This window comes from Bradyrhizobium sp. GCM10028915 (assembly GCF_042666195.1).
Lineage (GTDB): Bacteria > Pseudomonadota > Alphaproteobacteria > Rhizobiales > Xanthobacteraceae > Bradyrhizobium > Bradyrhizobium canariense_D.
Genome location: NZ_JBHTFN010000070.1, coordinates 399,012 through 420,963 on the forward strand (window position 1 = coordinate 399,012; position 21,952 = coordinate 420,963).

Genomic DNA, 21,952 nt, shown 5'->3' on the forward strand with positions numbered 1-21,952 from the left:
GGCTGAGCGCGTTACCGAGCGTTACCGTAAAACGCCCATGGTGTTTGGCGGTGCGTTGCGGTTTCCAACATTGACTTGCACCGTCGCAGTCGTTCCGACGATCAGGCGATCGACATCTTTGCGCGGGATGCGGACCCGAACCGGAATGCGCTGGGCGAGCCTGACCCAAGAGAACGATGGATTGACGCTGGCGAGCAGGCTGGACCCCAAACTTCGATCGCGGTCCTCGATTCCGCCAGCGATACTCTCGACCCGACCGCTCAGCGTCGCTCCGCTCATCAGCTTCACGTCAACGGCGTCACCGAGGTGGATCCGCGGGATCTTGGTCTCCTCGAAATAGCCTTCGACACGCACGGTGTCGATGTCGATCAGCGCCATGATGCCGCGCCCCGCGGCGAGATAGGTGCCGGGCCGTAAATCGAAATTGGTCACGCGGCCGTTCGCGGGTGCCCGGATTTCGGATCGATCGAGATCGAGCTGCGCGATCTGAAGGTCGGCCACGGCCTGACCATAAAGCGCCTTGGCTTGCAAATCCGTAGCGCGGATCGTCTCGCGCTGTTGCTGCGACACGACACCTTCGCTCAGCTTCTCGTATCGTACGCGGTCGCTCGCTGCCTTCTCCGCGGCGGCTTCGCGGTTGGCCAGAGACGCCTCTGCTTGTTGGACGGCGAGGCGGAAACGGTCGGGATTCAGCCGCAGCAAAATATCGCCCTTGCGGACGACCTGATTGTCCCGGACCAGCACCTCGTCGACCAGCCCGGAGACATCGGCGGCAACGGCGATGATGTCGGCGCGGACGCGGCCGTCCCGTGTCCATGGTGCCGCCTCATAATGCTCCCACATGCCGATGCCGACCGGTGCCGCGACGCTCACCATCAGGACAGTGAGCATCATGCGGGGAAACATCGAACTCATCGTTGTCATAGCGGCAGCTTTCCCAGAACAGCGTAGAAGATCTTGGTCAGAATGACGAAGACGGCGAGGTCGAGCAGCGCGGGGTGCCACGCATACCTTCGAATATCGACGCCGATGAATTTGCGGTTGGCCGCGGAGGCGATAAAGAAGGCCGCGAGCGCACAAGCACAGGCCAGCGCAAACGTCGGAACGTAGACGCCGGCAATGGCGATTTCTTCGTTCACGGCATGGCCTTGCTGGACAAAGCATGAGCATCCGGAAACATCGTCCGACGCAGGCCGATCAGCGCGAGCGTTCGCTGCTGGCAGGCGGTCGTGTCTTTGCGCGTGTCGCACAGCGCGTTGTCGATCGCGGCCAGAAGGGCGCGCGCAACGTCAGGCTTCAGTTTCGCGTTGCCGCGGGCCAGCCAGCGGAATGCCTGCGACAGCATCGGCAGAAGCTGCTGGAGGCCAGGGTCGCTGCGCGCGTCCTCGTGCACTGCGGCTTGCCTGAGCGCGAGCAGATCGAGGCCGATTTGCAGCCAAGGACGGGCTTCCACCGCGATGTCCGTCGTCGCGCCAGCCAGCCGAGGGATCACCAGGCCGAATCGATCAAGCATGATGCTGGTCCATCTGGCGCGGCTCATCGGCCGCCGTGCAGCAGCCAGCCTCGCCAGATCGGACCAGCCGTGGCGCAGCAGACGCTGCGCCGCTCCCGATGCTGACAGTGAACGCAGCAATCGAATTGCGATGAACACTGTGAGAAGTCCGATCATCGCAGCCGCATTGCTATTGATGAATAGAGCGAAGTCGGCGCTGAATTTGTTCTGGAGGTCGAGCGCGCTGATCAGTCCGAGACCGAGCGCCAGCGCCTTGATGAAATGCCGGGGATTGGCCTGCAGATAGCCGATCACCAGAAAGGTCGGCGCCAGCGAGAACACCAGCATCGGAAAGCCGGTGATGGCCGGGAAGATCACGAACAGGTAGATCGCGGCGATCGGCAGGCAGGCCAGCGTCCAGAGCGCGTAGGAAATCAGCGTTGGCGCGGGATCGTCGAGGCTGCTGTAGAGCGCCGCGGCGATGGCGGCGATTTGCGTGGCGACGCCGCCTTCCGGCCAGGCCGTCGTGATCCAGACCGTGCAGCAGCCGAGCACGGCGACGCTAAGAGCCACGACCGACAGAACGGCAAGGCCGGGATCGCTGTGCAGGCGGCGCCTCACGTGTCGATCCCGCAGGCCAGCTTGGCTCCAAATGGCAGGGTGAGCACCGCTGTGCAATGCGCGCGACAGGTTTCGCGCGGCAGCCAGCGCTTCGATCAGCGTGGCCAATCTGGCCGCGGTTCCGGCCTCGATCAGCCGATCCCATTCGCTGCGATCGTTGCAACAGGTCGCTTCGAACGATGTGCACTTTCTGATCAGTTCGTCGGAAGTGGCCGGTGATCGCTCCGGCGCACGTGTCCAGTCGGCGAGTTCAGACAGCAGGTGGTTCAACTCGGCCGAGCGCCGCTCTCCCAAGGCGGCGAGTCCGTCCTCCACCGACAGCAGCATCGGCAAGACCAATGCGAGCTGGTCCTGCACGGCACCGATGGCGCGCAGGTCCGGCTTGCTCGCGGCGGTGTCGTAGCGCAGGTGCGTCGACAGGATCTCGATTTGCGTGATGTCCGCAGCGAGCTTCCAGCGCCCCGTATTCGGTGCCTTGTCGACGCGCGCGCAGAGCACATCGGTGGTCCGGGCGAAGGCGTCCGACAATGCGGCGCAGAGGGATTTCAGCACAGGAGTAGTGACGTCGCGCGGGAACAGCAGGGTGTGCACCAGGGTCGCACAGCCGATGCCGAGCAGGATCTCCTCGACACGCGACAGCGCGGTCACAAATACCATCGCCGGAACGTTGACGCTCGAGAACGCGATTGTCGTCGCGGTGTAGCCTGCCAGCAGGAAAGCATAGCTGCGCGGCGTGCGGTCCTGCAAGGAGATATAGAGGCAGAGTCCGGCCCATGCGGTAACGGCAACCGACAATAACGCGGGTTGATCGACCAGGATCGGGACCAGCGCCAGCGCCGCGCAGGCGCCCAGCAATGTCCCGACAAAGCGGTAGACGGCGCGTGACCGAACCGCGCCGGCGAACGGCTGTGCGGTCAGATAGACCGTGAGCATCGCCCAATACGGCCGCTCCAATCCGAGCCGGAAGGCAAAATAGATCGCGAGCATTGCCGCGATGAAGGAGTTCGCCGAGAACAGCGCCCATTTCGGATCGAGCCGGCCGGGCGCTGCTGCTGCGAGAAGCCGAGACAGAAATGGTGAAGGCATGATGTGATCGTCCGTGAAGCACGGAGACCATAGGCGTTGCTGCGTCGAGAGAATTTCGTTATTCTGCCAATTAATTGCTAAAGGATGACAATGCGCGGCACGCTCTATCAGCACTATCGGCGGTTCGATCCTGACATTTTGGACCGTCCGATCGTGGCCGGCATGGTGGATACCCGGGAGCAGGAGGACGAACTGCCGGTTCATATCCATCGCAAGGGACAGCTCGTCCTCGCCCAGCGCGGCGGTGTGACGTGCGAAGTGCCGAGCGGCCTGTGGATGGTCCCGCCGCGCTGCGGCGTCTGGATTCCCGGCGGTATGCCCCACAGCAATCGCGTCAGCGGCAACGCCAGCCTGCTGTTTCTCTATGTGGACATGGATGCGGCGAGCGTGCCGCAGGAATGCTGCACGCTGTCGATCTCACCGCTGTTGCACGAGCTGATCCATCGGATGGCGACGCTGCCCCCGCTCTACGATCCCGACGGCCCGCCCGCGCAGATCGCCGCGGTGCTCCTCAACGAGTTGATCGCCATGCCGACCGAACGGCTGCATCTTCCGATCACGCGGAGTTCGAAACTGCGTATGATCGCCGATGCCTTGATGGACAATCCGGCCGACCGTAGGACCGTGGCGGAGTGGGCGCAAGCCGTCGCGCTCGGCGAGCGGACGCTGATGCGCATTGTGCTCGCCGAGACCGGCATGACCTTCAGTCGCTGGCGTCAGCAGCTTCAGATCATCGTCGCCATCCAGAAATTGTCTGCTGGCAACACGGTTCAGTCCGTGTCCGAGGCGCTCGGCTACGAGTCGGTGAGTGCGTTCATCACCATGTTCAAGAAGGCGCTTGGCAAATCGCCGGCGCGCTACTTCTCCGAGCGCGAGGCCGGCCAGGCTGGCCCGGGGGAGACCTGCCGCGAGACGAACTGCAAGCTTCGCCGGATGCCTGAGGTGCGGGACGCGCTCAATGGACTTTCGCAACGCGGATGGCTGGAGTTAGAGCGCTTCGTTTCGGACGATCTCGATGCCGAAGCCTGACAGTCCCTTGAAGTGATGCGTCGACGACGTGAGGTGACGGATGGAGCTGATCTTGAGATCCCGCAGGATCTGGGCGCCGACGCCGATCTCGCGCCATTGCCGATTACGGTCGTCTTCGCGCGAACTGATCGGGCCTAGCGGCGCAGGCGGAACGCCCGCCGCGCCGTCGCGCAGATAGACGAGCACGCCGCTGCCATTATCCTTGAAGCGTTGCAGAATGACGTTCATCTTGGCCTGTTCCTGACCCGAGAACAAATCGCGCAGGATGTTGGGTTTGTAGAAGCGCGTAAGGACGTTGGTGCCGTCGCCCAGTTCTCCGTAGATATAGGCGACGTGATGAATGGGGTCGAACGGCGAGCGATACGAATAGCCCTGGAGCGGGCCGATCGGGCTCTCCGCCGTGACGCTCGAGACGCGCTCGATCAGCGTCTCGCGGGCCTGCCGGAAGCTGATGAGGTCTGCGATGGTGACCTGTTTCAGCTTGTGCTTGTCGGCGAACGCCGCGACTTGCGGCCCCTTCATCACCGAGCCATCGTCGTTCATCAGTTCGCTGATGACGCCGACCGGCTCGAGACCTGCCAGTCTGCACAGGTCGACGGCGGCCTCGGTGTGACCCGAGCGCATGAGTACGCCCCCTTCTTTTGCGATCAGCGGGAAGACGTGTCCCGGCCGGCAAAAATCGCCGGCGCCAGCGTTGGGGTTGGCGAGTGCACGGCAGCACGAGGCCCGCTCTGCGGCCGAGATGCCCGTACCGTTATCCGGCCGGTAGTCCACTGACACGGTGAACGCCGTGGTGTGAGCCGAGTCGTTGTTGACAACCATCGGGTCAAGCCGCAGGCGTCTCGCGTCTTCGAGGGTAATCGGAGCGCAGACGATTCCCGATGTATGGCGAATGATGAAGGCCATCTTCTCAGCGGTACACCGCGAGGCGGCAACGATGAGGTCCCCTTCGCCCTCGCGATCGTCGTCGTCGGTGACCACGACGATTTCGCCGTCGGCGAGCGCCTGCAGGGCCGCTTCGATCACACCCGTCATCTCGGTCGCTCTGCTCGCTGGAACCGACGGGTGGTCGCGTTGGGTCTTGTGCGGATTGTCAGGCTCGCAGCGCCGCTCGAGCACTCTGCCGATCTTAACTTCACCATTATTGTCAACTGGCCGGAGCGCATGGCGGGGCGCCTCATAGTCTTTCCACGCTGTAGCTGGGACGATTGGTGTCCAGCCCGATCGGCGCATCGGACAGCAAAGGACCAGTTGGGTCGTATCGGGGTCTTGGTGAGCGCTCCAGAGGGCGCGAGGGGTTGGCGCAAGCCTTGACGGTGACCGGCCGATTGGTGTCGATCGGCAGCACGGTCTTGTACGAAATGCGCTTGAGGGCCAGATTTGATCGAATGCTGCTGACGCCGGGGATGCGGGATAGTTTGTTGACAATCAGGTCTTCGAGATCTTCGATGTCGGCCGCCATGACGCGGAGCATGTAGTCGCTCTCACCGGTCATGAGATAGCATTCCATTACCTGGGCCAGCCGGTCGATGGATCGTGTGAAATTCTCGAGGGACGTCTGGACCTGCTTTTCCAGCTTGATCTGGATGAAAGCCGTTACACCAATGCCGAGCACGGCGGGATCGAGAAGGGCGATCCGTCGATCGATCACACCGAGCTTTTCGAGTGTTCTGACGCGTGCCAGACACGGCGACGGCGAGAGATTCACGCGTGATGCGAGCTCGACATTGGTCAAGCTCGCATTCTGCTGGAGCTCGTTGAGGATCTTGATATCTATTCTGTCGAGAGAGGTCGTTGACATCGCGTATCTCCCAATTATGGCAGTCTTCTGCGGCGCGTATCACCGTCGTTTGCGGGGTGATGACAATCGCGTGGTAAAAGCTAACCGCAATTGCGCTTGTGGGATTTCGACAAATCATCGACTTATATTGAAAAACCGTCAACCTTCGCATTGTGCATTGCGATCAGGAGGTTAGTTGCCTAATTCTGATACATTTTTTGCGTATGCGATATGCAGGCCGACGTTGATCCGCGGATTCGGTCAAGATGTAATGCCCGCCGCTCCATCGATTGGCTCCCCGTGTCACTTGACGGGATGTGCAGCAGAGCTCGATGTCGAGAGCTGCCTGTTTCGTACAACCGCCTGTCGTCGCGTGTGGCCCTGGTCCCACTTCGCTGACCACGCCGCGGGCGTTGCGTGAGACAAAAGGTTCGGCAGCAACGACGCCCACCCTCGTCAACCAGAAAATGGCAAAGATCGGCCGGATGCAGAGTTGGATCTAGCGACTCGACAAGTTGTTACAGCATAAAATGCTGATGAAGTTTCTGTGACAGGCGTTGTTCAAGCAGTAATGCTGAGAGGCTCGGGCGACTATCCACCCACGATCGCACTTGGGTAGCGACGGTTTGGATGTCGAGCGTGAAACTGAAGCAAGTCTATTTGACAGCGAACGATCCTGGACGCCTGGCCGAGTTCTACGAAGGCCTGGGTCTGAAGGTGCGCTTCGCTGACCCCGGCAAGTGGATCCAGTTCGTGAGCGATGCGGCTGCGTTCTGCGTCGCCGGACCGACGGAGTCGGTCTCGGACCAGCTGCAAGATGCCGTTCTTGTCTTCGATGTCGATGACCTCGAGGCCGCCATGGAGCGTGCCGCAGCCATGGGGGCGCAAGTCGGCGCAGTTCGGGACATGGCCAGTCACGGCCGTGCGGTGAAGGTGCGGGATCCGGGCGGCAACGTCATCCAGTTCTATCAAGCAGCCGGATAGCTCAGACGTTCACCGGGGCAGCGCTGCATGCCCGGACTCACAACCAGACAAAGAGGGCGCATCCATCCCATGAATCCAAGGGTCGTAGCCATGCCGTCCGCAACACCGCCGCTGTCCGAAACGAGCCCACTCGATGCCGCAGCATTCCGCGCTGCAATGCGCAGCGTGCCGGGCACCGTGTCGATCGTCACGACAGGCCGGGCGCCGAACCGCCATGGTCTGACACTGACGGCGGGCTGCTCACTGTCGGCGGCTCCGCCCAGCGTGCTGGTTTGCGTCAATCGATCTGCCGGTGCGCACGACACCATTCTCAGCAGTCGGTCGTTCTGCTGGAATATTCTGGGGGTCGAGCATCGCGATCTGGCGCTCAAGTTTTCCGGGCAGGACGGCAGCAAGGGCGATATCCGCTTCGGCGACGGTTTGTGGTGCGATCTCAAAACCGGAGCACCGAGTCTGGTCGGCGCGGTCTGCAGCTTCGATTGCCGCGTGGTGAATGCTTACAGCGACAGTAGTCACACCATTTTCACCGGAGAGGTGGTGGCTCAGACCACGAGAGCCGGATGTGAGTCGCTCGTCTACATCGACGGATGTTTCGCCGCGCCAAAGGCGGTCTGAAACACAGACGACGTCAGGCGCCGCTACGTTTCCGCTACAGCCAAGATGGAACCGATCAGCATGCAAGGAAGACGAAGACTTTCCATCGCGCATCCATCAGCGGTCGGTCGCTGATGCTGTCGCTCTGGCTCAATGTCATCGCCGGCGGGGTGCTCATCGGACTGGTTTACGGGCTCGTCGCGCTCGGTCTCACGATCATCTTCGGCGTCATGCGCGTGGTCAATTTCGCTCATGGCGAGATGGTCGTGTTCGGGATCTACATCGGATACTGGACCGTTCGAATTTGGGACGTCCCGATCTTTCTAGCCGCTGCGGTCGCCGCGGTCGTCATGTTCGTGTTCGGCTATCTGCTGGAGACGCTCGTCGTGAAGCGGTTCGTCAATCGGCCGCATCATTATCAGTTTATCGTCTTCATCGGCCTCTCACTGCTTTTCAGCGGCGTATTGCTGATGTCGTTCGGTCCGGATCCGCGGCCGACGGCGTCTCAGCTGTCCTTCCAGACCGTGAGCGTGGGACCGCTCACCTTGGATTGGGCCCGCATCCAGGCGGCCGCTACGGCCGGCCTGCTAATCGCCGCACTGGGAGCCTATCTGAAGTACTCCGCATTCGGCCGATCGCTGCGGGGCGCCGCCAATAATCGACTCGGCGGACTGGTGGTCGGGCTTAATATCCCTCGGGTCTATGCGGTGACCTTCGGCATCGGAGCCGCCTGCGCTGGCGTCGCCGGCGCATTGATCTCGCCGCTGTTCGAAGCGCAACCCTATCTCGCCGTCGACTTCACGCTGCTGGCCTTCGTGACGGTGATCGTCGGCGGTCTCGGCAGCTTCGGCGGCGCTCTTCTGGGCGGCCTGACGATCGGAGTCGCCGAAGCGATCGCGGCCTTGATGTTCACGCCGTCGATGAAAACTGCACTCCCTTACGCGCTCCTGATAATCATCCTGATTTTACGTCCGAGGGGGTTTTTCGGTGCAAAGGACATCTGATCAAGCCAGCGACACCAAGCGTTGGGGCGCCGGCGCTCTGGTCTTCGCCGCCCTGGCCATGGTGGGTGGCATGTCCAACGCCTACGTCATCTCGCTTCTGACGATCGTCCTGTTGTTCACCTTCCTGGGACAATCGTGGAACCTGATGCTCGGGATCGGCGGGCAGCTATCCATCGGTCACGCGCTGTTCGTTGGAATCGGTGCGTATGCGGTGGCGATCCTGAACATCAAATACGGCGTCACCCCGTGGATCGGTCTGCTGCTGGGCGCGGTGATTGCGGGCTTCGTCGGCGCGGTGCTGGCGTGGCTGAGCTTCCGCTTCGAGGTCCGTGGCATCTATTTCGCGCTGCTCACGATCGCAGCCGCCGAATTCGCCCGGATCATGTTCGGCGGGTGGGACTATGTCGGCGGCATGCAGGGCCTGTTCTATCAGGCGCCGAGCGGCACGATGGACCTCGGGATGCTGCGCGGTGACGCGCGGTTTTACTACTTCGTCGCGCTCGCGCTTGCGGCCATCGGCGTCGCGGGAACGGAGCTGATCTCGCGGTCCTATTGGGGCTATGTCTGGCGGGCGATGCGGGACGACGACGAGGCCGCCCGCGCGCTGGGGGTGCGGACGTTTCGCCACAAGGTGCTGGTGGTCTCGATATCGGCCGCGACGGCCGCGATCGGCGGCGGCGTCCTGGGCCTGGTGCAGGGCGCGATCTTTCCGGATTCGATCATGGGCATGGCGATCTCGGTCGATGTCCTGATCGGCCCGGTGGTTGGCGGATTGGGCACTGCATTCGGCCCGCTGGTCGGCTCGATGGCCGCGATCCCGCTGCATCACGCCATGGGGGCGCTCGGCGACAGCCTGGGGCTCCCCGGACTGAACAGCGTCGCCTACGGGGCGGTGCTGATCCTGGTCGTGTGGTTTCTGCCCGACGGCATCTGGCCGGCGATCGTCCGGCTCTACGGGGCGATCCAGCTGCCGGCGCGCGGCCGGATCTCACAACTGCGGAAGGCCGAGGAATGACCGCGCTGCTCGAAGTGAAGAACTTGACCAAAGCGTTCGTTGGATTGGTCGCGGTCAATGACGTCAGCTTCTCACTGCAGGCAGGCCGCATCACCGCCCTGATCGGGCCGAACGGCGCCGGCAAGACCACCTGCTTCAATCTCGTCGCCGGGGCGCTGAGACCGACCGCCGGGCAGGTGTTGTTCGAGGGGTGTTCGCTCGAGCGCGAGCCGCCCGAAGCGGTGTGCCGCATGGGCATTGCGCGCACCTTCCAGATCGTCCGGCCGATGAAAGATATGTCGGTGCTCGAGAATGCCATGGTGGGCGCCTTCAGTTGGACGACGAACGTCAAGGAGGCGCGGGACAAGGCGTATGAGTCGCTCGAAAATGTCGGGCTCGCCGGCAAGGCGAATGCCCGGACGGATCAGTTGACGTTGCCCGATCGCAAGATGCTCGAGATGGCGAAGGCGCTCTCGACTCGCCCTAAGTTGCTGCTGCTCGACGAAGTGATGGCGGGGCTGCGTCCGACCGAAGCGGCCGGCGTCGTCGGCGTGCTGCACCGGCTCGCCGAGAGTGGACTGACGATCCTACTGGTCGAGCACGTGATGCGGATCGTGATGGAAGTGGCGTCGACCGTGGTGGTGCTTCACCACGGCGCCAAGATCGCCGAGGGCAAGCCGTCAGAGGTGGTAGCGGATCCTGCGGTGCTGGAAAGTTATCTGGGAGCCGGTTTCCATGCCTGACGACGCGCTTCTCGAAATCGACGACCTGTGCGTGGCCTATGACGGCTCCAATGCGCTGAACGGCGTGTCGCTCCGCATCGGCAAGGGTGAACTGATCTGCGTGGTCGGCGCCAACGGCGCCGGCAAGACCTCTCTGATCCGATCAATCGCGGGGATCGTGCCGTCGTCGCGCGGTTCCGTCAGGATCAACGGAGTCGAAATCTCGCGGCGACCGCCGTGGGACATCTGCGAAATGGGCATCGCTCAGGTCGCCGAGGGCCGCCAGATCTTCAGTGCGCTTTCCGTCGAGGACAATCTGCTGATCGGCGGCTCGCTGAAGCGGGCCAGGCACGACCTGGCAAATACGCTTGATTCCGTCTATCAGCTGTTCGGGCGACTTCGCGAGCGCCGCGACCAGCTCGCCGGCACGCTGTCCGGCGGCGAGCAACAGATGCTGGCGATCGGTCGGGCGATCATGTCGAAGCCAGAAATCGTGATGTTCGACGAGCCGTCGATCGGACTTTCGCCGGCGCTGACCGATGTGATGTTCGGCGTCGTCAAATCCCTTAACGAGCAGGGCATCACGGTCCTTCTCGTCGAGCAGAATGTCGCCAAGTCGCTCGCGATGAGCAGCCGCGGCTATGTGCTCGAGAACGGCTCCGTGGTGTTGCATGGATCTAGCCGCGATCTGCTCGAGAACCCCGATGTCCAGCGCGCCTATCTGGGATTGTGAGGCGCGCCGTCTCGGCGAGGCGTCGGGCGTTGCGGCTCTCGTCGCGCCGCCGTTCGGTCCACCGCTCCCGGCTGTTGCAGCCGCCTCTCGCTTGGGTCTCATTGATGAACACTGCCACTTCTCTCCTGATCGAGCGTGATCAAGACCTGGTCACGATCACGATGAACCGGCCGCCGGCCAATGCGCTGAATGCGCAACTCATCGTCGAGTTGCTGGAGGCGATCCGGCGCCTTGCCGACGACGAGAATCCGCCCGGCATCGTGCTCACCGGAAGCGGCGACCGCTTCTTCAGCGCAGGCGGCGACATCAAGGAAGTCGTCGGGATCGACGTCGCGAGGCCGCGCATCCGGTTCTTCCACGAACTCCTCGTGGCGATGGAGAACTATCCGGGCCCGATCGTCTGCGCCGTCCGCGGCTATGCGGTCGGAGGCGCCCTGGAGTTTCTGCTGCATGCGGACTATGTTGTGGCCGATGCGGTGTGCAAGATTGGATTTCCGGAAATCAACCATGGCCTGCTGCCGGTGACCAAAGGCATGCGCCGGGCCGTCGAGAAGCTCGGCGTGCGGGCGGCGCAAGAGCTGCTCTACTGGGGCGAGCTCGTCGGCGCGGAGCGCGCCGTGGCGATCGGCGCCGTGAATGAGATCGTCCCGACCGAGGAGGTCGCGTCCCGTGCGCGAAACGTGTGCGGCGTGTTGCGGCAGAAAGACCGCAAGCTGTTCCATGCCATCAAGCGATCGCTCAACCTCACCGCGCAAATGAGCGATCAGGCGCTCGAAAAAATGACCGTGGCCGACCTCGATGCCTATGTCACAGCCGAGAGCTCAACCAACGCGCGTGCGAGATTTTTGTCGAAGAACAGTAAGGGCTGAGCCGATGACGCGCGGATATCCCGATCAGATCTATCTGGAGCAGATGAGCCACGAGGAAGTCGCCGCGGCGCTGGCCGATGGGTGCACGACGGTAGTGATCCCGCTGGGGGCCGTCGAGCAGCATGGGCCGCATTTGTCTTTGGGCATGGATGCGGATCATGCCGATGCTCTGGCCGAGCGGATCGCGCGCAGCCGCGGCAACACGCTGGTGGCGCCGACCATCACGGTCGGCTGCTCGTCTCACCATCTGCCATTCGCGGGTACGATCTCGCTACGGCCGGAGACGCTGGAAGCGATTTGTGTCGATTATTGCACAAGCCTGGCGCGGCACGGCTTCAAGCGTATCCTGATTCACTCGGGTCACATCGGCAATTTTCCGGTCCTGAAGGACATGCTCGGTCGCTTGCGCGAGGCCGTCCCCTCGGATGTCGAGATCCTGGCGTTCTTCGACTCGACGAAATGGATCGACACGTGGCGCGATGCGGTGCGCGAAGCCGGAGGAGACGTGTCGGCCGTCGGCGGGCACGCCGACATCGCCGAGACGTCGCTGATGATGGTCATTAGGCCCGACAGCGTCAGACCGGACCGCTTCGAGGTGGGCCATCTTGGCGGCTTGTCGGAGGCTGATCTCGAGCTGATGTGGAAGAACGGCATCCGATCGGTTTCGCAGAACGGCGTGATCGGAAGTCCGATCGGCTCGAGCTACGCCATCGGCGAAGCGTGCCTCGCGGCGGTCGCCGAGTTGCTGATCAAGACCTTCGATAGCGAGGCCGGAGCCGCCAGCGCCCGCCGTTGACGGTCAGCCCGTCCGCTGCGTGGCGAAGCTTCCCGGGGCGTCTACCATGTTGCGAATGCTGACAGCATAAAATTCGGAAAGCGTTACTACGCAACGCGGCTTTCGGGCGAAAATATCGCCACGCCTATGAAACCCTGTGCCATCTCGCAAGCTAAAAGGATTGAGACATGGCACTTACGTTTGGGTTCTGGTCTGAACAGGAAACCCAGGTCGGCCACAGTTACTCGCGCAGGCTTCACGAACTGGTCGACGAAGTCCGTCTGGCCGAGAAGGTCGGCTTCGACTGCGTCGCGCTCTCCGAGCAGCACGTGGCACTGGGCGGGATCTCGAGCTCGGCGCCCGAAGTGGTGTTCGGCTATCTGGCCGCGGTGACGTCGCGCGTCAAGCTGCGCGCGGCGGTGACGCTGATGCCGCAGCGCATCAATCACGCCTTGCGTTCGGCCGAGCGGCTTGCCGTGACCGACATCCTGTCCAACGGCCGCATGGAATTCTACGGCGGCCGCGCCAACACCACCATCGCGATGCGGGCGTTCAACGTCGATCCGAACGAAACGCTGGCGCAGATGGAAGAAGGACTGGCGCTGCTGAAAACGGCGATGCGCCAGGACATTTTCACGTTTGACGGCAAGTACTACCAGATCCCTCCGCGCCAGCTGGTTCCGAAGCCGCTGCAGAAGCCGCATCCGGTGATCGGGATCGCGGCGACCAGCGAGCGCAGTCATCTCTGGGCGGCCTCGCAGGGCTTCGCCGTGATGAGCAGCAACATCTATCAGGGCTGGGAAGCTCAGCAGAAGCTGATCGACGCCTATCAAAAGAACTGGAAGTGCGACGCGGAGGGACCGCTGCAGCGTCCGCGTATCGGCATTCCGCTGTTCATCGGCATCGGGAAAACGGACGAGCAGGCCAAGGCAGATTATGCCGGCCCGCTAATGCACTATGCCAAGATCTCGACCGATGCCTATCCGCGTCTCGCGGCGATTGCCGACGACTACAAATACATGGGGGAGAGCGTGCCGTCGATGGAGCGCGCCGCCAACGACTGGGACTATCTGGTCAACGAGTCGGCCACGACGGTGTGCGGCAGCCCCGATACGGTCATTCGTCAGATCGAGAAGTTCGAGGCCATGGGTATCGACGAGGTGCTGCTGCACATGGACTCCGTCCCGCACGAAAAGATCATGGAGGCGATCGACATGGTCGGTCGCTACGTCATCCCGCATTTCAACGACGGGAACAATGTCGTGCGGCCGACCGAGGAGATCCTCGGGCAGATCCGGCTGATGCGGACCCAGAAGCAGTAATCGAACGGTGAAATCAATGTCGCAATACGGCTACAAGTACCTGATCGTCGAGCAGCGCGCCACTGGCGTCGCGATCGTCACGATGAACCGCCCGGAGATCCTCAACGCGATCAACTGGGAGATGCACGAGGAGCTCGAAGGCGTCTTCGTCAAGCTGGATCACGACAGTTCTGTCAACGCGATCGTTCTCACCGGTGCGGGCCGCGGATTTTGCTCTGGTGGCGATCAGAAGTCGCTGGATAAGGGAACGCTGCCGTCGCCGACGCGCAGCGGTCGCCACCTCATCCGCAACATGCTGGAAGTCGAAGTGCCGATCGTCGCGGCCGTCAACGGTGTCGCGGTCGGCCTGGGTGCCACGCTCGCGCTGTTCTGCGACGTGATCTATGCGAGCTCGACAGCCCGTTTCGCCGACACGCACGTCAATGCCGGCGTCGTCGCGGGCGATGGCGGCGCGGTGATCTGGCCGCTGCTGATGGGGCCGGTACGCGCGAAGCACTATCTGATGACCGGCGAATTCATCTCCGCCGAGAAAGCGGCTGCTATCGGCATGATCAACGAGGTGGTCGCAGACGGCAACGTTCTCGATGCCGCGATCGAATACGCCGAACTGCTGGCAAGCGGGCCGAAGGAATCGATCGTGTGGACCAAGTACAGCGTCAACAAGATCATCAAGCAGTACGCCCACCTGCTGCTCGACACCTCTGCGGCGCTGGAGATGTTGACGTTCAAGTCGCCCGAGCGGGCCGAGGCGGTTGCCGCATTCGCAGCCAAGCGCAAGCGTTTCGCGGAGCGCTGAGATGAACGTCGCTGAGATGACATCCGGCGCCCAGTTGGCGGATACGACCGTCGTGCAGCTTTTGGCCGCGCGACTCGCGGAGCGGCCCGACAAGATCGCCTTGCAACAAAAGCGTCACGGCGCCTGGACCGCCATGACGTGGGGCGCCTATGCGCAGCGTGTCGTGAACCTGGCCAGCGCGCTGCGGCGTGCTGGTCTCGAGCGCGGCGATCGGGTCGCGATCATGGGCGATTCGTCCGAGGAATGGCTGATCGCGGACATGGCCACGATGTGCGCCGGCGGCGTCATGGTGGGCGTGTACTTCACCTCGTCACCCGAAGAAGTGGCTTACTGCTTCACGGATTCAGGCGCGAAGTTCGCGTTCGTCGGCGGGGAGCCGCAGCTTCGCATCGTGCTCGCCTCCGGTCGGGCCGAGCAGCTCCGCGGCATCATCGTGCTCGACCTGGATTGGACCGGCGAGGCCTCGGCGTCGATCAAGTCGCTGGCCGACTTTGTTGGAGCACTCGATGTCGATGCGCATGACTATCTGCAGAAGGAGAGCGCGACAGCAAAGGCGTCCGATGTCGTCAGCATCGGCTATACGTCCGGGACGACCGGAAACCCCAAAGGCGCCATGCTGACGCACCTTTCCATTCTCGCCGGCGTTCATTGCATCACCCTGTTCGGCCCCAGCATGCGCGAAGAGGAGCACCGGGTGGTCGTGCATTTGCCGATGTCGCACACCGTGGCGCGCGGGCAGGCGACCACGTTGCCGCTGATCGCCGACGCAGTTCCATATTTCGGCGAGACGACCGCGGATTTCGCCCAGACGATCAAAGAGGTGAAGCCGACCTACTATATGGCGCCGCCGCGGTTCTACCAGCGCTTTGCGACACAGATCCTCAGCAAAGTGCATCCCGCCGGGGAAGCGGGAGATCAGAACTACACGCTCGCCATGACGATCGCGCGCAGGGCGCTCGAAGACCGTCAGCGCGGCCACGAGGATGCCTTCGTCTCGAAACTGTTCGCGGCCTGCCGCGAGCAAGTGTTCCTGCCGCTGCTCGCGGAGGTCGGTTTCGACGAGCTGAAGGTCGCGTTCACCTCGTCGGCGGCGATGCCATCCGAGCTGATGTCGCTGTGGCAGTTGTGGGGCTTGCAGCTCAAGGAGTGCTACGGCCAGACCGAACTGGTCGGTGCCAATCTGGTGCAGATGGCGGAGTGGCCGAAGGCCGGCAACGTCGGGGTCCCGCTGCCGGATCCGGCCTGGGAAACCGCCGTGCTCCAGGACGGCGAGATGATCGTCCGTGGACCGGGATTGTTCGCGGGCTATTGGAACAAGCCGGACGAGACGAAAGCGGCGCTTCGCGACGGCTGGCTCTACACCGGCGACATCGTCGAAGTGTCGCCGGAAGGAACCTTCAAGCTTGTCGACCGGAAGAAGGAGATCATCAACACGTCGAACGGCAAATCGATCAGCCCGACTCAGATCGAGAACCAGCTGAGGCACAGCCCGTTCATCTCCGAGGCGGCTGTGATCGGCGAGGGGCGAAAATATCTCGCCGCCCTGATCGAAGTGGATGCCACCGCCACAATGGACTGGGCGAAGTCGCGCGACGACAAGATCGCGAGTTACGCGGACCTGGCAGGCTCCGAGATCGTCAACCGGCTGATCGAGGCGGAGATCGGCAGGGCCAACGGAAGGCTGGCGCGAGCCGAGCAGATCAAGGCGTTCCGCATTCTGCCGGAGGAGCTGTCGCTCGAGAATGGCGTGATGACGCCGACGCGGAAGAAGCGTCGCAAGCAGATCAACGAGCGCTATCAGTCGCTGATCGCGTCGCTCTACGACGAATCCGAGGAGAAATTGATCAAGGCCGAGATGGGCCTTTGACGTCGGCGGTCGCTCCTCAAACGTACGAAACCACTAGTCGAGAGAGATTTCACCCCTTAGCAACAGGACGTTGAGATGACCAAGCGAAGCGGAATCACGCGGCGGACGATTGTAGGAAGCGGATTGGGAATTGCGGCAGGCCTGGTATCTAGGCCATCGTTTGCGGCGAACACGAAGGTGAAGGTGGGAGCGATCATGCCCAGCAGCGGCGTGCTGGCGTTTCCCGGTCAAGCCTGCGTGCGCGGCATCGATCTCGGCGTCAAATTCGCGCGTGAGAAGTTCGGCCTCGACATCGAGATCGTTCACGCCGATACGCAAAGCCGTCCGGAGAACGGTCGGATTGCCGCCGAGAGCCTGATCCGGCAGGGCTGCGCCGTGCTGATCGGCGCGTGGGATTCCGGCGCCACCATTTCGGCGTTGCAGGCCTGCGAGGCCGCCAAGGTGCCCATGGTGGTCCACATCGCGAGCGCTACCCAGGTGACTTCGCAGGGCTTCACCCAGGTGTTCCGCTATTATCCCACGTCGCTGACCATCGTGCGGCAATCGCTGACCGAGCTGAAGTCCGTGCTCGGCACGCTGAAGGATCCGCCGAGCAGCGCGGTCGTTCTCCATCTCAACAACACGATGGGGCAGTCGACGGCGGCCAGCATCGATCAGGCGTGGAAGGAAGTGGATGTTCCACTCAAGATCGCGCAGTACATTGCCTATGACGAGAAAGCGAAGGATCTGTCGGTGGAGGTCGCCAAGGCGAAAGCGTCGGGTGCCGATGCTTTGATCTCGGTCACGCGCGTCAACGACGCGATCATGATCGCGCGCGAATGCATCAAGCAGGGCTGGGACCCAAAGATGGTGTTTTCGCCCAACTCCAACGGCGTGTCGGACAAGGCGTATCACGACGCGCTCGGAAAGTATGGTGACGGTCCGATTCTGTCGGCGTTGTGGCTCAATCCCAAGGGCGCCGAGACCGACAAGATCGTGAAGATGTTCGCGGCCGACTACCCGAATGACTGGTTCGATGCCAATGCGGGCTGCGCGTTTGAGGCGGTGCAGATCGTCGCAGACGCCGTGACGCGGGCGGCGTCGCCGGAGTCGGCGGCGATTCACGGCGCGCTCAAGAAGACCGACATGAAGCCGATCCTGATGTACGGCGACAACACCAAGTTCGACGAGACCGGCCAGAACATCCACTGTTCGATGGTGATGCTGCAGGGTCTGAAAGGCAGGCCGCGGGTGGTGGCTCCAAAGGCCATTGCGGAAGCGTCGCTCGAGTATCCGCTTGCGCCTTACAGCAAACGCTGACGTCGTTACGGGCGGCCCCACGAAAGCGTCGTGGGGTCGCGGTCGTCAAAGGCTCAGGCAGGGACGTGCGAACTAGGGCAAACCGTCCGAATTGATCAGGCGCGACCGCTCGGCAAGGAAGCGGCGGGGGCTCTTTCCCATCGTCTTCTTGAACATCGTGATGAACGCGCTGGGCGTTTCGTAGCCCAGTTCCAGCGACACAGCCTGGACCGAAGTGCCCGCCGTGAGGCGCTGCATGGCGATCAGAATGTGGAGACGCTGGCGCCAGCGTCCGAAGGTCATCCCTGTTTCCTTGGTGATGAAGCGTGCGAACGTACTCTCGCTCATCGCGTAGCGCGAGGCGACTTCGTCCATCGTGCTGCGGTCGCCCGGATTATTCAACAAGGAGGTCGCGAGGTGTTGAAGACGGGCGTCGGGGGAGATCGGCAGATACATTTCATCCGTTGTCGACATCTGCACGAGTTCGTCGAGCAAAACGCGGCCGAGACGGCTGGTTGGTCCTTCCAGCGGATAGAGCGGTGGGAACACCGAGAGACGGTGGATCAATTCGCGCACCAGCGACGTGATCATCAGCGTGCAGCAGGTCCGCGGCAGCATGCTGACCTGCGGATCGATGAACACGGTGTAGAGTTTGCCGAAATCGGCCACGCAATTGCTGTGCTGCACGCCGGCCGGGATCCATACCGCGCCTTGCGGAGGCACGATCCACAAGCCGCCAGGCGCCCGGCACATCACCGAGCCATGAGATGCGACGACCAATTGGCCTTTGCGGTGTGAGTGCAGCGGCAGATCGTCATTGTCTTTGCTGGTTTCGAGACAGAATGAAGTGACGGGACGATCGAACTGATCCGGATCGACAGGATCATAGTTGATCCGAAGATCGGGCAGATCCATTCGCGCAAATTCGCGATCGAACTCGGTCTCGGGCGGCATTTCAATCCTGCCAATTCGTCAAGTCGGTCAAGCTTTGATGCAGATCCTGCTGCTAGCCGAGGTTAGCTGTTTTGAAAGGTCAGGTCACTAGTCGCGGCGAGCCGTCGAGTTCGCTGATCTGCGACAAGATGCCCGCTACTGCGGCGTGAGCGCTGAGCGATGCGGCATGCTGCGCCGTGACCAAGCGGGAGCACCTGTCAGGCGGCCGACGGCTCGATCACTCGCCCGATTAAACCAACAGCAGAGAATGCTGCAATGCGAGCCTCGGCGTCCCGCCGGAGCCGGGCAATCCGTCGGAACGCGGCCGTATTCAGCAGCACGTGCCATAGCACCCGATGCTACCAAGTGCGGGCTTTCTCGGAGCCCGACGCATGACTGCACACATCGATCCGCCACGCAAGGCCGTCAACGCCGATCAGGATCCGGTCGAAACCGCCGATTGGCTCGCCTCGCTTGGATCGCTCTACCACAGCGCCGGTGCCGAGCGCGTGCGATATATCCTGGCTGCGCTCGATCGGCGCGCGAGGGAGCTCGGCGTTCCGCCGGACTCTCCGCCGTTTTCGCCCTATCGCAATTCTATTCCGCTCGAGCAGCAGAAGCCCTACCCCGGCGACATCGCGATCGAGACCCGCCTGACGGCGATCATTCGCTGGAACGCGCTCGCGATGGTGGTCCGTGCCAACAAGGCCTATGGGGAGCTCGGCGGGCACGTCGCCAGCTACGCCTCGGCCGCGGAGATTTTCGAAGTCGGTTTCAATCATTTCTTTCGCGCGTCAAGCTCCGAGTCGGAGGGCGACTTGGTGTATTTCCAGCCGCATTCGTCCCCCGGAGTCTATGCACGAGCGTATCTCGAAGGCCGACTGTCGGACGAAAATCTGAAGCTGTATCGCCAGGAACTGAGCGGCCCCGGTCTGTCGTCCTATCCGCATCCCTGGCTGATGCCGGAGTTCTGGCAGGTGCCGTCGGCGTCGATGGGCCTTGGGCCGATCAGCGCGATCTACCAGGCGCGGTTCATGAAGTATCTGGAGCATCGCGGCCTGGTGCAGACGGCTGGTCGCCACGTCTGGGGTGTGTTCGGCGACGGCGAGATGGACGAGCCGGAATCGATCGCCGGGCTCGCCCTGGCGGCGCGGGAAAATCTCGACAACCTCACCTTCGTCGTCAATTGCAACCTGCAGCGCCTGGATGGGCCGGTCCGAGGCAACGGGCAGGTGATTCAGGAACTCGAATCACTTTTCCAGGGCGCCGGCTGGAACGTCATCAAGGTGCTGTGGGGATCGGACTGGGACGATATCTTCGCGCGCGATAGCAAGCATGCGCTGCTGCGCAAATTCGCTGACACCGTCGATGGCAAATATCAGACGCTCGGCGCCAAGGATGGGGCCTACAACCTCGCCCACTTCTTCAGCGAGGATCCCGACGTCCGGGCGCTAGTTGCGCACATGTCGGACGCGGATATCGACGGCCTGAAGCGCGGTGGCCACGACTTCAAGAAGCTGTTCGCGGCCTTTGCCGCCGCGAAGGACATTAAGGGTCGGCCGACCGTCATTCTGGCGAAGACCAAGAAGGGCTACGGCATGGGCGGCGCCGGCGAGTCGCGCATGACGTCGCACCAGGCCAAGAAGCTCGACGTCGACGCGCTGTATGCGTTCCGCGACCGGTTCGCCCTGCCGCTCAGCAACGAGCAAGTCGAGGATCTGGAATTCTTCAGGCCTGCGGAAGACAGCGCGGAAATTCAGTACCTGCGCGCCCGTCGCGCGGCACTCGGTGGCTACATGCCGGCGCGGCGACGCGCTTCGGCGGCGCTGCCGGTGCCGCCGCTGCAATCCTACGCGAAGTTCGCGCTGCGCGGCGACGGCAAGGAGACGTCGACCACGATGGCGATCGTGCGGCTGTTCACCAATTTGCTCAAGGATAAAACGCTCGGCCCGCGCATCGTTCCGATCGTCGCCGACGAAGCCCGCACCTTCGGAATGGCGAACCTGTTCAGACAGGTCGGCATCTACTCGCCGACGGGACAGCTCTACGAGCCGGAAGATGCCGGTTCGATGCTGTACTACAAGGAAGCGATCGACGGTCAATTGCTGGAGGAGGGGATCACCGAGGCGGGGGCGATTTCGTCATGGACCGCGGCGGCGACCTCCTATAGCATCCATAACTTCCCGATGCTGCCGTTCTATATCTACTATTCGATGTTCGGCTTTCAGCGGGTCGGCGATCTGATCTGGGCGGCGGCGGACCAGCGCGCGCGTGGCTTTTTGATCGGGGCGACGGCCGGCCGGACGACGCTCGGCGGCGAAGGCTTGCAGCATCAGGACGGGTCCAGCCATCTGATGGCGGCGACCGTTCCGAACTGCCGGGCCTACGATCCGGCATTCTCCTACGAGGTGGCCGTCATCGTCGATCACGGCATGCGGTCGATGCTCGAGCAGGGCAACGACGAGTTCTATTACCTCACGGCGATGAACGAGAACTATGCGCAGCCCTCGATGCCCGACGATGCACGCGACGGCATCATCAAGGGTCTCTATCGGGTTCTGCCGAGCGCTGACGGGCCGGCGAAGATCAGGCTGGTCGGCTCGGGCGCCATTCTCCCGGAGGCGCTCGCCGCCGCAGCGATGCTGCAAAGCGAATGGAAAGTGGCCTGTGAAGTCTGGTCGGCAACGAGCTTTTCCGAGTTGGCGCGGGAGGCGCGCGATGTGGAGCGAACTAATCGGCTCTCGCCACTGTCGACCCCGGTCGAGAGCCACGTCGTACAATGCCTCGGCGGCAAGGTGCCGATCGTCGCGGCATCGGATTATGTCCGGGCGTATCCGCAACTGATCGGTTCTTACATCGAGGCGCCCTATACGGTGCTGGGCACCGACGGCTTCGGGCGCAGCGATACACGCGCGGCGCTGAGATCGTTCTTCGAGGTCGATCGCAAGCAGATCGTCGTTGCGGCGCTGTCGGCACTGGCAAAATTGGGTCAAGTGGCGCGTGAGCAGGTCGCCGAAGCCATCGCCAGCTACGAATTGCCGACCGGCGTTGCATCGCCTTGGTCGCGCTGAGA

The 21,952-nt window shown here is 62.7% G+C and carries 20 protein-coding genes; 14 read left to right on the plus strand and 6 right to left on the minus strand.

Annotated features, from left to right (window positions below; all coding sequences use genetic code 11):
* Window positions 1–21: 21 nt before the first annotated feature.
* The 3 genes from ACFQX9_RS35445 to ACFQX9_RS35455 are packed head-to-tail and all read right to left on the minus strand — an operon-like array spanning window position 22 to window position 3,199.
* Window positions 22–924, minus strand: coding sequence for an HlyD family secretion protein (locus ACFQX9_RS35445; RefSeq protein WP_231142541.1), 903 nt, complete (start codon window positions 922–924; stop codon window positions 22–24).
* Window positions 921–1,139, minus strand: a complete 219-nt coding sequence (locus tag ACFQX9_RS35450; protein ID WP_377791831.1) for a DUF1656 domain-containing protein — start codon at window positions 1,137–1,139, stop codon at window positions 921–923. The genes ACFQX9_RS35445 and ACFQX9_RS35450 overlap by 4 nt, the downstream gene beginning before the upstream one ends.
* Window positions 1,136–3,199: an FUSC family protein gene (locus ACFQX9_RS35455; protein WP_377791832.1), complete on the minus strand. Its 2,064-nt coding sequence runs from the start codon at window positions 3,197–3,199 to the stop codon at window positions 1,136–1,138. The genes ACFQX9_RS35450 and ACFQX9_RS35455 overlap by 4 nt, the downstream gene beginning before the upstream one ends.
* Before the next feature lie 90 nt (window positions 3,200–3,289).
* Here ACFQX9_RS35455 and ACFQX9_RS35460 point away from each other — a divergent pair, with 90 nt between their 5' ends.
* Window positions 3,290–4,228 carry a helix-turn-helix domain-containing protein gene (locus ACFQX9_RS35460; protein ID WP_148754953.1) on the plus strand — a complete coding sequence of 313 codons (939 nt, stop codon included), beginning with the start codon at window positions 3,290–3,292 and terminating at the stop codon, window positions 4,226–4,228.
* Here ACFQX9_RS35460 and ribB read toward each other — a convergent pair.
* Together ribB and ACFQX9_RS35470 are read right to left on the minus strand one after the other, a co-directional pair.
* Window positions 4,187–5,263, minus strand: coding sequence for a 3,4-dihydroxy-2-butanone-4-phosphate synthase (gene ribB / locus ACFQX9_RS35465; RefSeq protein WP_377791833.1), 1,077 nt, complete (start codon window positions 5,261–5,263; stop codon window positions 4,187–4,189). The two genes, ACFQX9_RS35460 and ribB, sit on opposite strands and share 42 nt — an antisense overlap.
* Window positions 5,264–5,405: 142 nt before the next feature.
* Window positions 5,406–5,963, minus strand: coding sequence for an Lrp/AsnC family transcriptional regulator (locus ACFQX9_RS35470; RefSeq protein WP_245285907.1), 558 nt, complete (start codon window positions 5,961–5,963; stop codon window positions 5,406–5,408).
* 675 nt (window positions 5,964–6,638) lie between these two features.
* Between ACFQX9_RS35470 and ACFQX9_RS35475 the strand changes: the two genes are divergently transcribed.
* The 12 genes from ACFQX9_RS35475 to ACFQX9_RS35530 all read left to right on the plus strand — a co-directional run bounded on the left by ACFQX9_RS35475 (window position 6,639) and on the right by ACFQX9_RS35530 (window position 17,967).
* Window positions 6,639–6,992, plus strand: coding sequence for a VOC family protein (locus tag ACFQX9_RS35475; protein WP_007594462.1), 354 nt, complete (start codon window positions 6,639–6,641; stop codon window positions 6,990–6,992).
* A 156-nt stretch (window positions 6,993–7,148) separates the two neighbouring features.
* The gene (locus ACFQX9_RS35480; RefSeq protein WP_377791834.1) at window positions 7,149–7,607 is read left to right on the plus strand and encodes a flavin reductase family protein; all 459 of its coding nucleotides are present in this window, start codon (window positions 7,149–7,151) and stop codon (window positions 7,605–7,607) included.
* Window positions 7,580–8,590, plus strand: a complete 1,011-nt coding sequence (locus ACFQX9_RS35485; RefSeq protein ID WP_377791835.1) for a branched-chain amino acid ABC transporter permease — start codon at window positions 7,580–7,582, stop codon at window positions 8,588–8,590. The genes ACFQX9_RS35480 and ACFQX9_RS35485 overlap by 28 nt, the downstream gene beginning before the upstream one ends.
* Entirely contained in the window at window positions 8,574–9,605 is a 1,032-nt protein-coding gene (locus ACFQX9_RS35490) for a branched-chain amino acid ABC transporter permease (protein ID WP_007594458.1), read from the plus strand. The genes ACFQX9_RS35485 and ACFQX9_RS35490 overlap by 17 nt, the downstream gene beginning before the upstream one ends.
* Window positions 9,602–10,327: an ABC transporter ATP-binding protein gene (locus ACFQX9_RS35495; RefSeq protein ID WP_377791837.1), complete on the plus strand. Its 726-nt coding sequence runs from the start codon at window positions 9,602–9,604 to the stop codon at window positions 10,325–10,327. Before ACFQX9_RS35490 ends, ACFQX9_RS35495 begins: the two co-directional genes overlap by 4 nt.
* The gene (locus tag ACFQX9_RS35500; RefSeq protein ID WP_007594456.1) at window positions 10,320–11,039 is read left to right on the plus strand and encodes an ABC transporter ATP-binding protein; all 720 of its coding nucleotides are present in this window, start codon (window positions 10,320–10,322) and stop codon (window positions 11,037–11,039) included. The genes ACFQX9_RS35495 and ACFQX9_RS35500 overlap by 8 nt, the downstream gene beginning before the upstream one ends.
* A gap of 104 nt (window positions 11,040–11,143) precedes the next feature.
* The gene (locus ACFQX9_RS35505; RefSeq protein ID WP_377791838.1) at window positions 11,144–11,908 is read left to right on the plus strand and encodes an enoyl-CoA hydratase/isomerase family protein; all 765 of its coding nucleotides are present in this window, start codon (window positions 11,144–11,146) and stop codon (window positions 11,906–11,908) included.
* A gap of 4 nt (window positions 11,909–11,912) precedes the next feature.
* Window positions 11,913–12,704 (plus strand): creatininase family protein, encoded by a 792-nt coding sequence (locus tag ACFQX9_RS35510; RefSeq protein ID WP_007594454.1) that lies wholly within the window; start codon window positions 11,913–11,915, stop codon window positions 12,702–12,704.
* 167 nt (window positions 12,705–12,871) lie between these two features.
* Window positions 12,872–14,005: an LLM class flavin-dependent oxidoreductase gene (locus ACFQX9_RS35515; RefSeq protein ID WP_007594451.1), complete on the plus strand. Its 1,134-nt coding sequence runs from the start codon at window positions 12,872–12,874 to the stop codon at window positions 14,003–14,005.
* Between the two features lie 16 nt (window positions 14,006–14,021).
* Complete coding sequence (locus tag ACFQX9_RS35520; protein ID WP_377791839.1) at window positions 14,022–14,801, plus strand: enoyl-CoA hydratase/isomerase family protein; 780 nt, start codon at window positions 14,022–14,024, stop codon at window positions 14,799–14,801.
* Between the two features lies 1 nt (window position 14,802).
* Window positions 14,803–16,668, plus strand: a complete 1,866-nt coding sequence (locus ACFQX9_RS35525) for an AMP-dependent synthetase/ligase (protein ID WP_377791840.1) — start codon at window positions 14,803–14,805, stop codon at window positions 16,666–16,668.
* 75 nt (window positions 16,669–16,743) lie between these two features.
* Window positions 16,744–17,967, plus strand: coding sequence for an ABC transporter substrate-binding protein (locus ACFQX9_RS35530; protein WP_377791841.1), 1,224 nt, complete (start codon window positions 16,744–16,746; stop codon window positions 17,965–17,967).
* Window positions 17,968–18,039: 72 nt separating this feature from the next.
* Here ACFQX9_RS35530 and ACFQX9_RS35535 read toward each other — a convergent pair whose 3' ends face one another.
* Window positions 18,040–18,861: an AraC family transcriptional regulator gene (locus ACFQX9_RS35535; protein WP_377791842.1), complete on the minus strand. Its 822-nt coding sequence runs from the start codon at window positions 18,859–18,861 to the stop codon at window positions 18,040–18,042.
* Between the two features lie 410 nt (window positions 18,862–19,271).
* Between ACFQX9_RS35535 and mdeB the strand changes: the two genes are divergently transcribed.
* On the plus strand, window positions 19,272–21,950 hold the full coding sequence (gene mdeB / locus ACFQX9_RS35540; protein ID WP_377791843.1) for an alpha-ketoglutarate dehydrogenase: 2,679 nt from the start codon (window positions 19,272–19,274) through the stop codon (window positions 21,948–21,950).
* Window positions 21,951–21,952 lie beyond the last annotated feature (2 nt).

Excerpts from the sequence above, each read along its gene's own strand:
- ACFQX9_RS35445 (WP_231142541.1), bottom strand. The coding sequence starts at position 924 with ATGACAACGATGAGTTCGATGTTTCCCCGCATGATGCTCACTGTCCTG.
- ACFQX9_RS35455 (WP_377791832.1), bottom strand. The coding sequence starts at position 3,199 with ATGCCTTCACCATTTCTGTCTCGGCTTCTCGCAGCAGCAGCGCCCGGC.
- ACFQX9_RS35460 (WP_148754953.1), top strand. The coding sequence starts at position 3,290 with ATGCGCGGCACGCTCTATCAGCACTATCGGCGGTTCGATCCTGACATT.
- ribB (WP_377791833.1), bottom strand. The coding sequence starts at position 5,263 with ATGACGGGTGTGATCGAAGCGGCCCTGCAGGCGCTCGCCGACGGCGAA.
- ACFQX9_RS35475 (WP_007594462.1), top strand. The coding sequence starts at position 6,639 with ATGTCGAGCGTGAAACTGAAGCAAGTCTATTTGACAGCGAACGATCCT.
- ACFQX9_RS35480 (WP_377791834.1), top strand. The coding sequence starts at position 7,149 with ATGCGCAGCGTGCCGGGCACCGTGTCGATCGTCACGACAGGCCGGGCG.
- ACFQX9_RS35485 (WP_377791835.1), top strand. The coding sequence starts at position 7,580 with ATGTTTCGCCGCGCCAAAGGCGGTCTGAAACACAGACGACGTCAGGCG.
- ACFQX9_RS35495 (WP_377791837.1), top strand. The coding sequence starts at position 9,602 with ATGACCGCGCTGCTCGAAGTGAAGAACTTGACCAAAGCGTTCGTTGGA.
- ACFQX9_RS35500 (WP_007594456.1), top strand. The coding sequence starts at position 10,320 with ATGCCTGACGACGCGCTTCTCGAAATCGACGACCTGTGCGTGGCCTAT.
- ACFQX9_RS35505 (WP_377791838.1), top strand. The coding sequence starts at position 11,144 with ATGAACACTGCCACTTCTCTCCTGATCGAGCGTGATCAAGACCTGGTC.
- ACFQX9_RS35510 (WP_007594454.1), top strand. The coding sequence starts at position 11,913 with ATGACGCGCGGATATCCCGATCAGATCTATCTGGAGCAGATGAGCCAC.
- ACFQX9_RS35515 (WP_007594451.1), top strand. The coding sequence starts at position 12,872 with ATGGCACTTACGTTTGGGTTCTGGTCTGAACAGGAAACCCAGGTCGGC.
- ACFQX9_RS35520 (WP_377791839.1), top strand. The coding sequence starts at position 14,022 with ATGTCGCAATACGGCTACAAGTACCTGATCGTCGAGCAGCGCGCCACT.
- ACFQX9_RS35525 (WP_377791840.1), top strand. The coding sequence starts at position 14,803 with ATGAACGTCGCTGAGATGACATCCGGCGCCCAGTTGGCGGATACGACC.
- ACFQX9_RS35530 (WP_377791841.1), top strand. The coding sequence starts at position 16,744 with ATGACCAAGCGAAGCGGAATCACGCGGCGGACGATTGTAGGAAGCGGA.
- ACFQX9_RS35535 (WP_377791842.1), bottom strand. The coding sequence starts at position 18,861 with ATGGATCTGCCCGATCTTCGGATCAACTATGATCCTGTCGATCCGGAT.
- mdeB (WP_377791843.1), top strand. The coding sequence starts at position 19,272 with ATGACTGCACACATCGATCCGCCACGCAAGGCCGTCAACGCCGATCAG.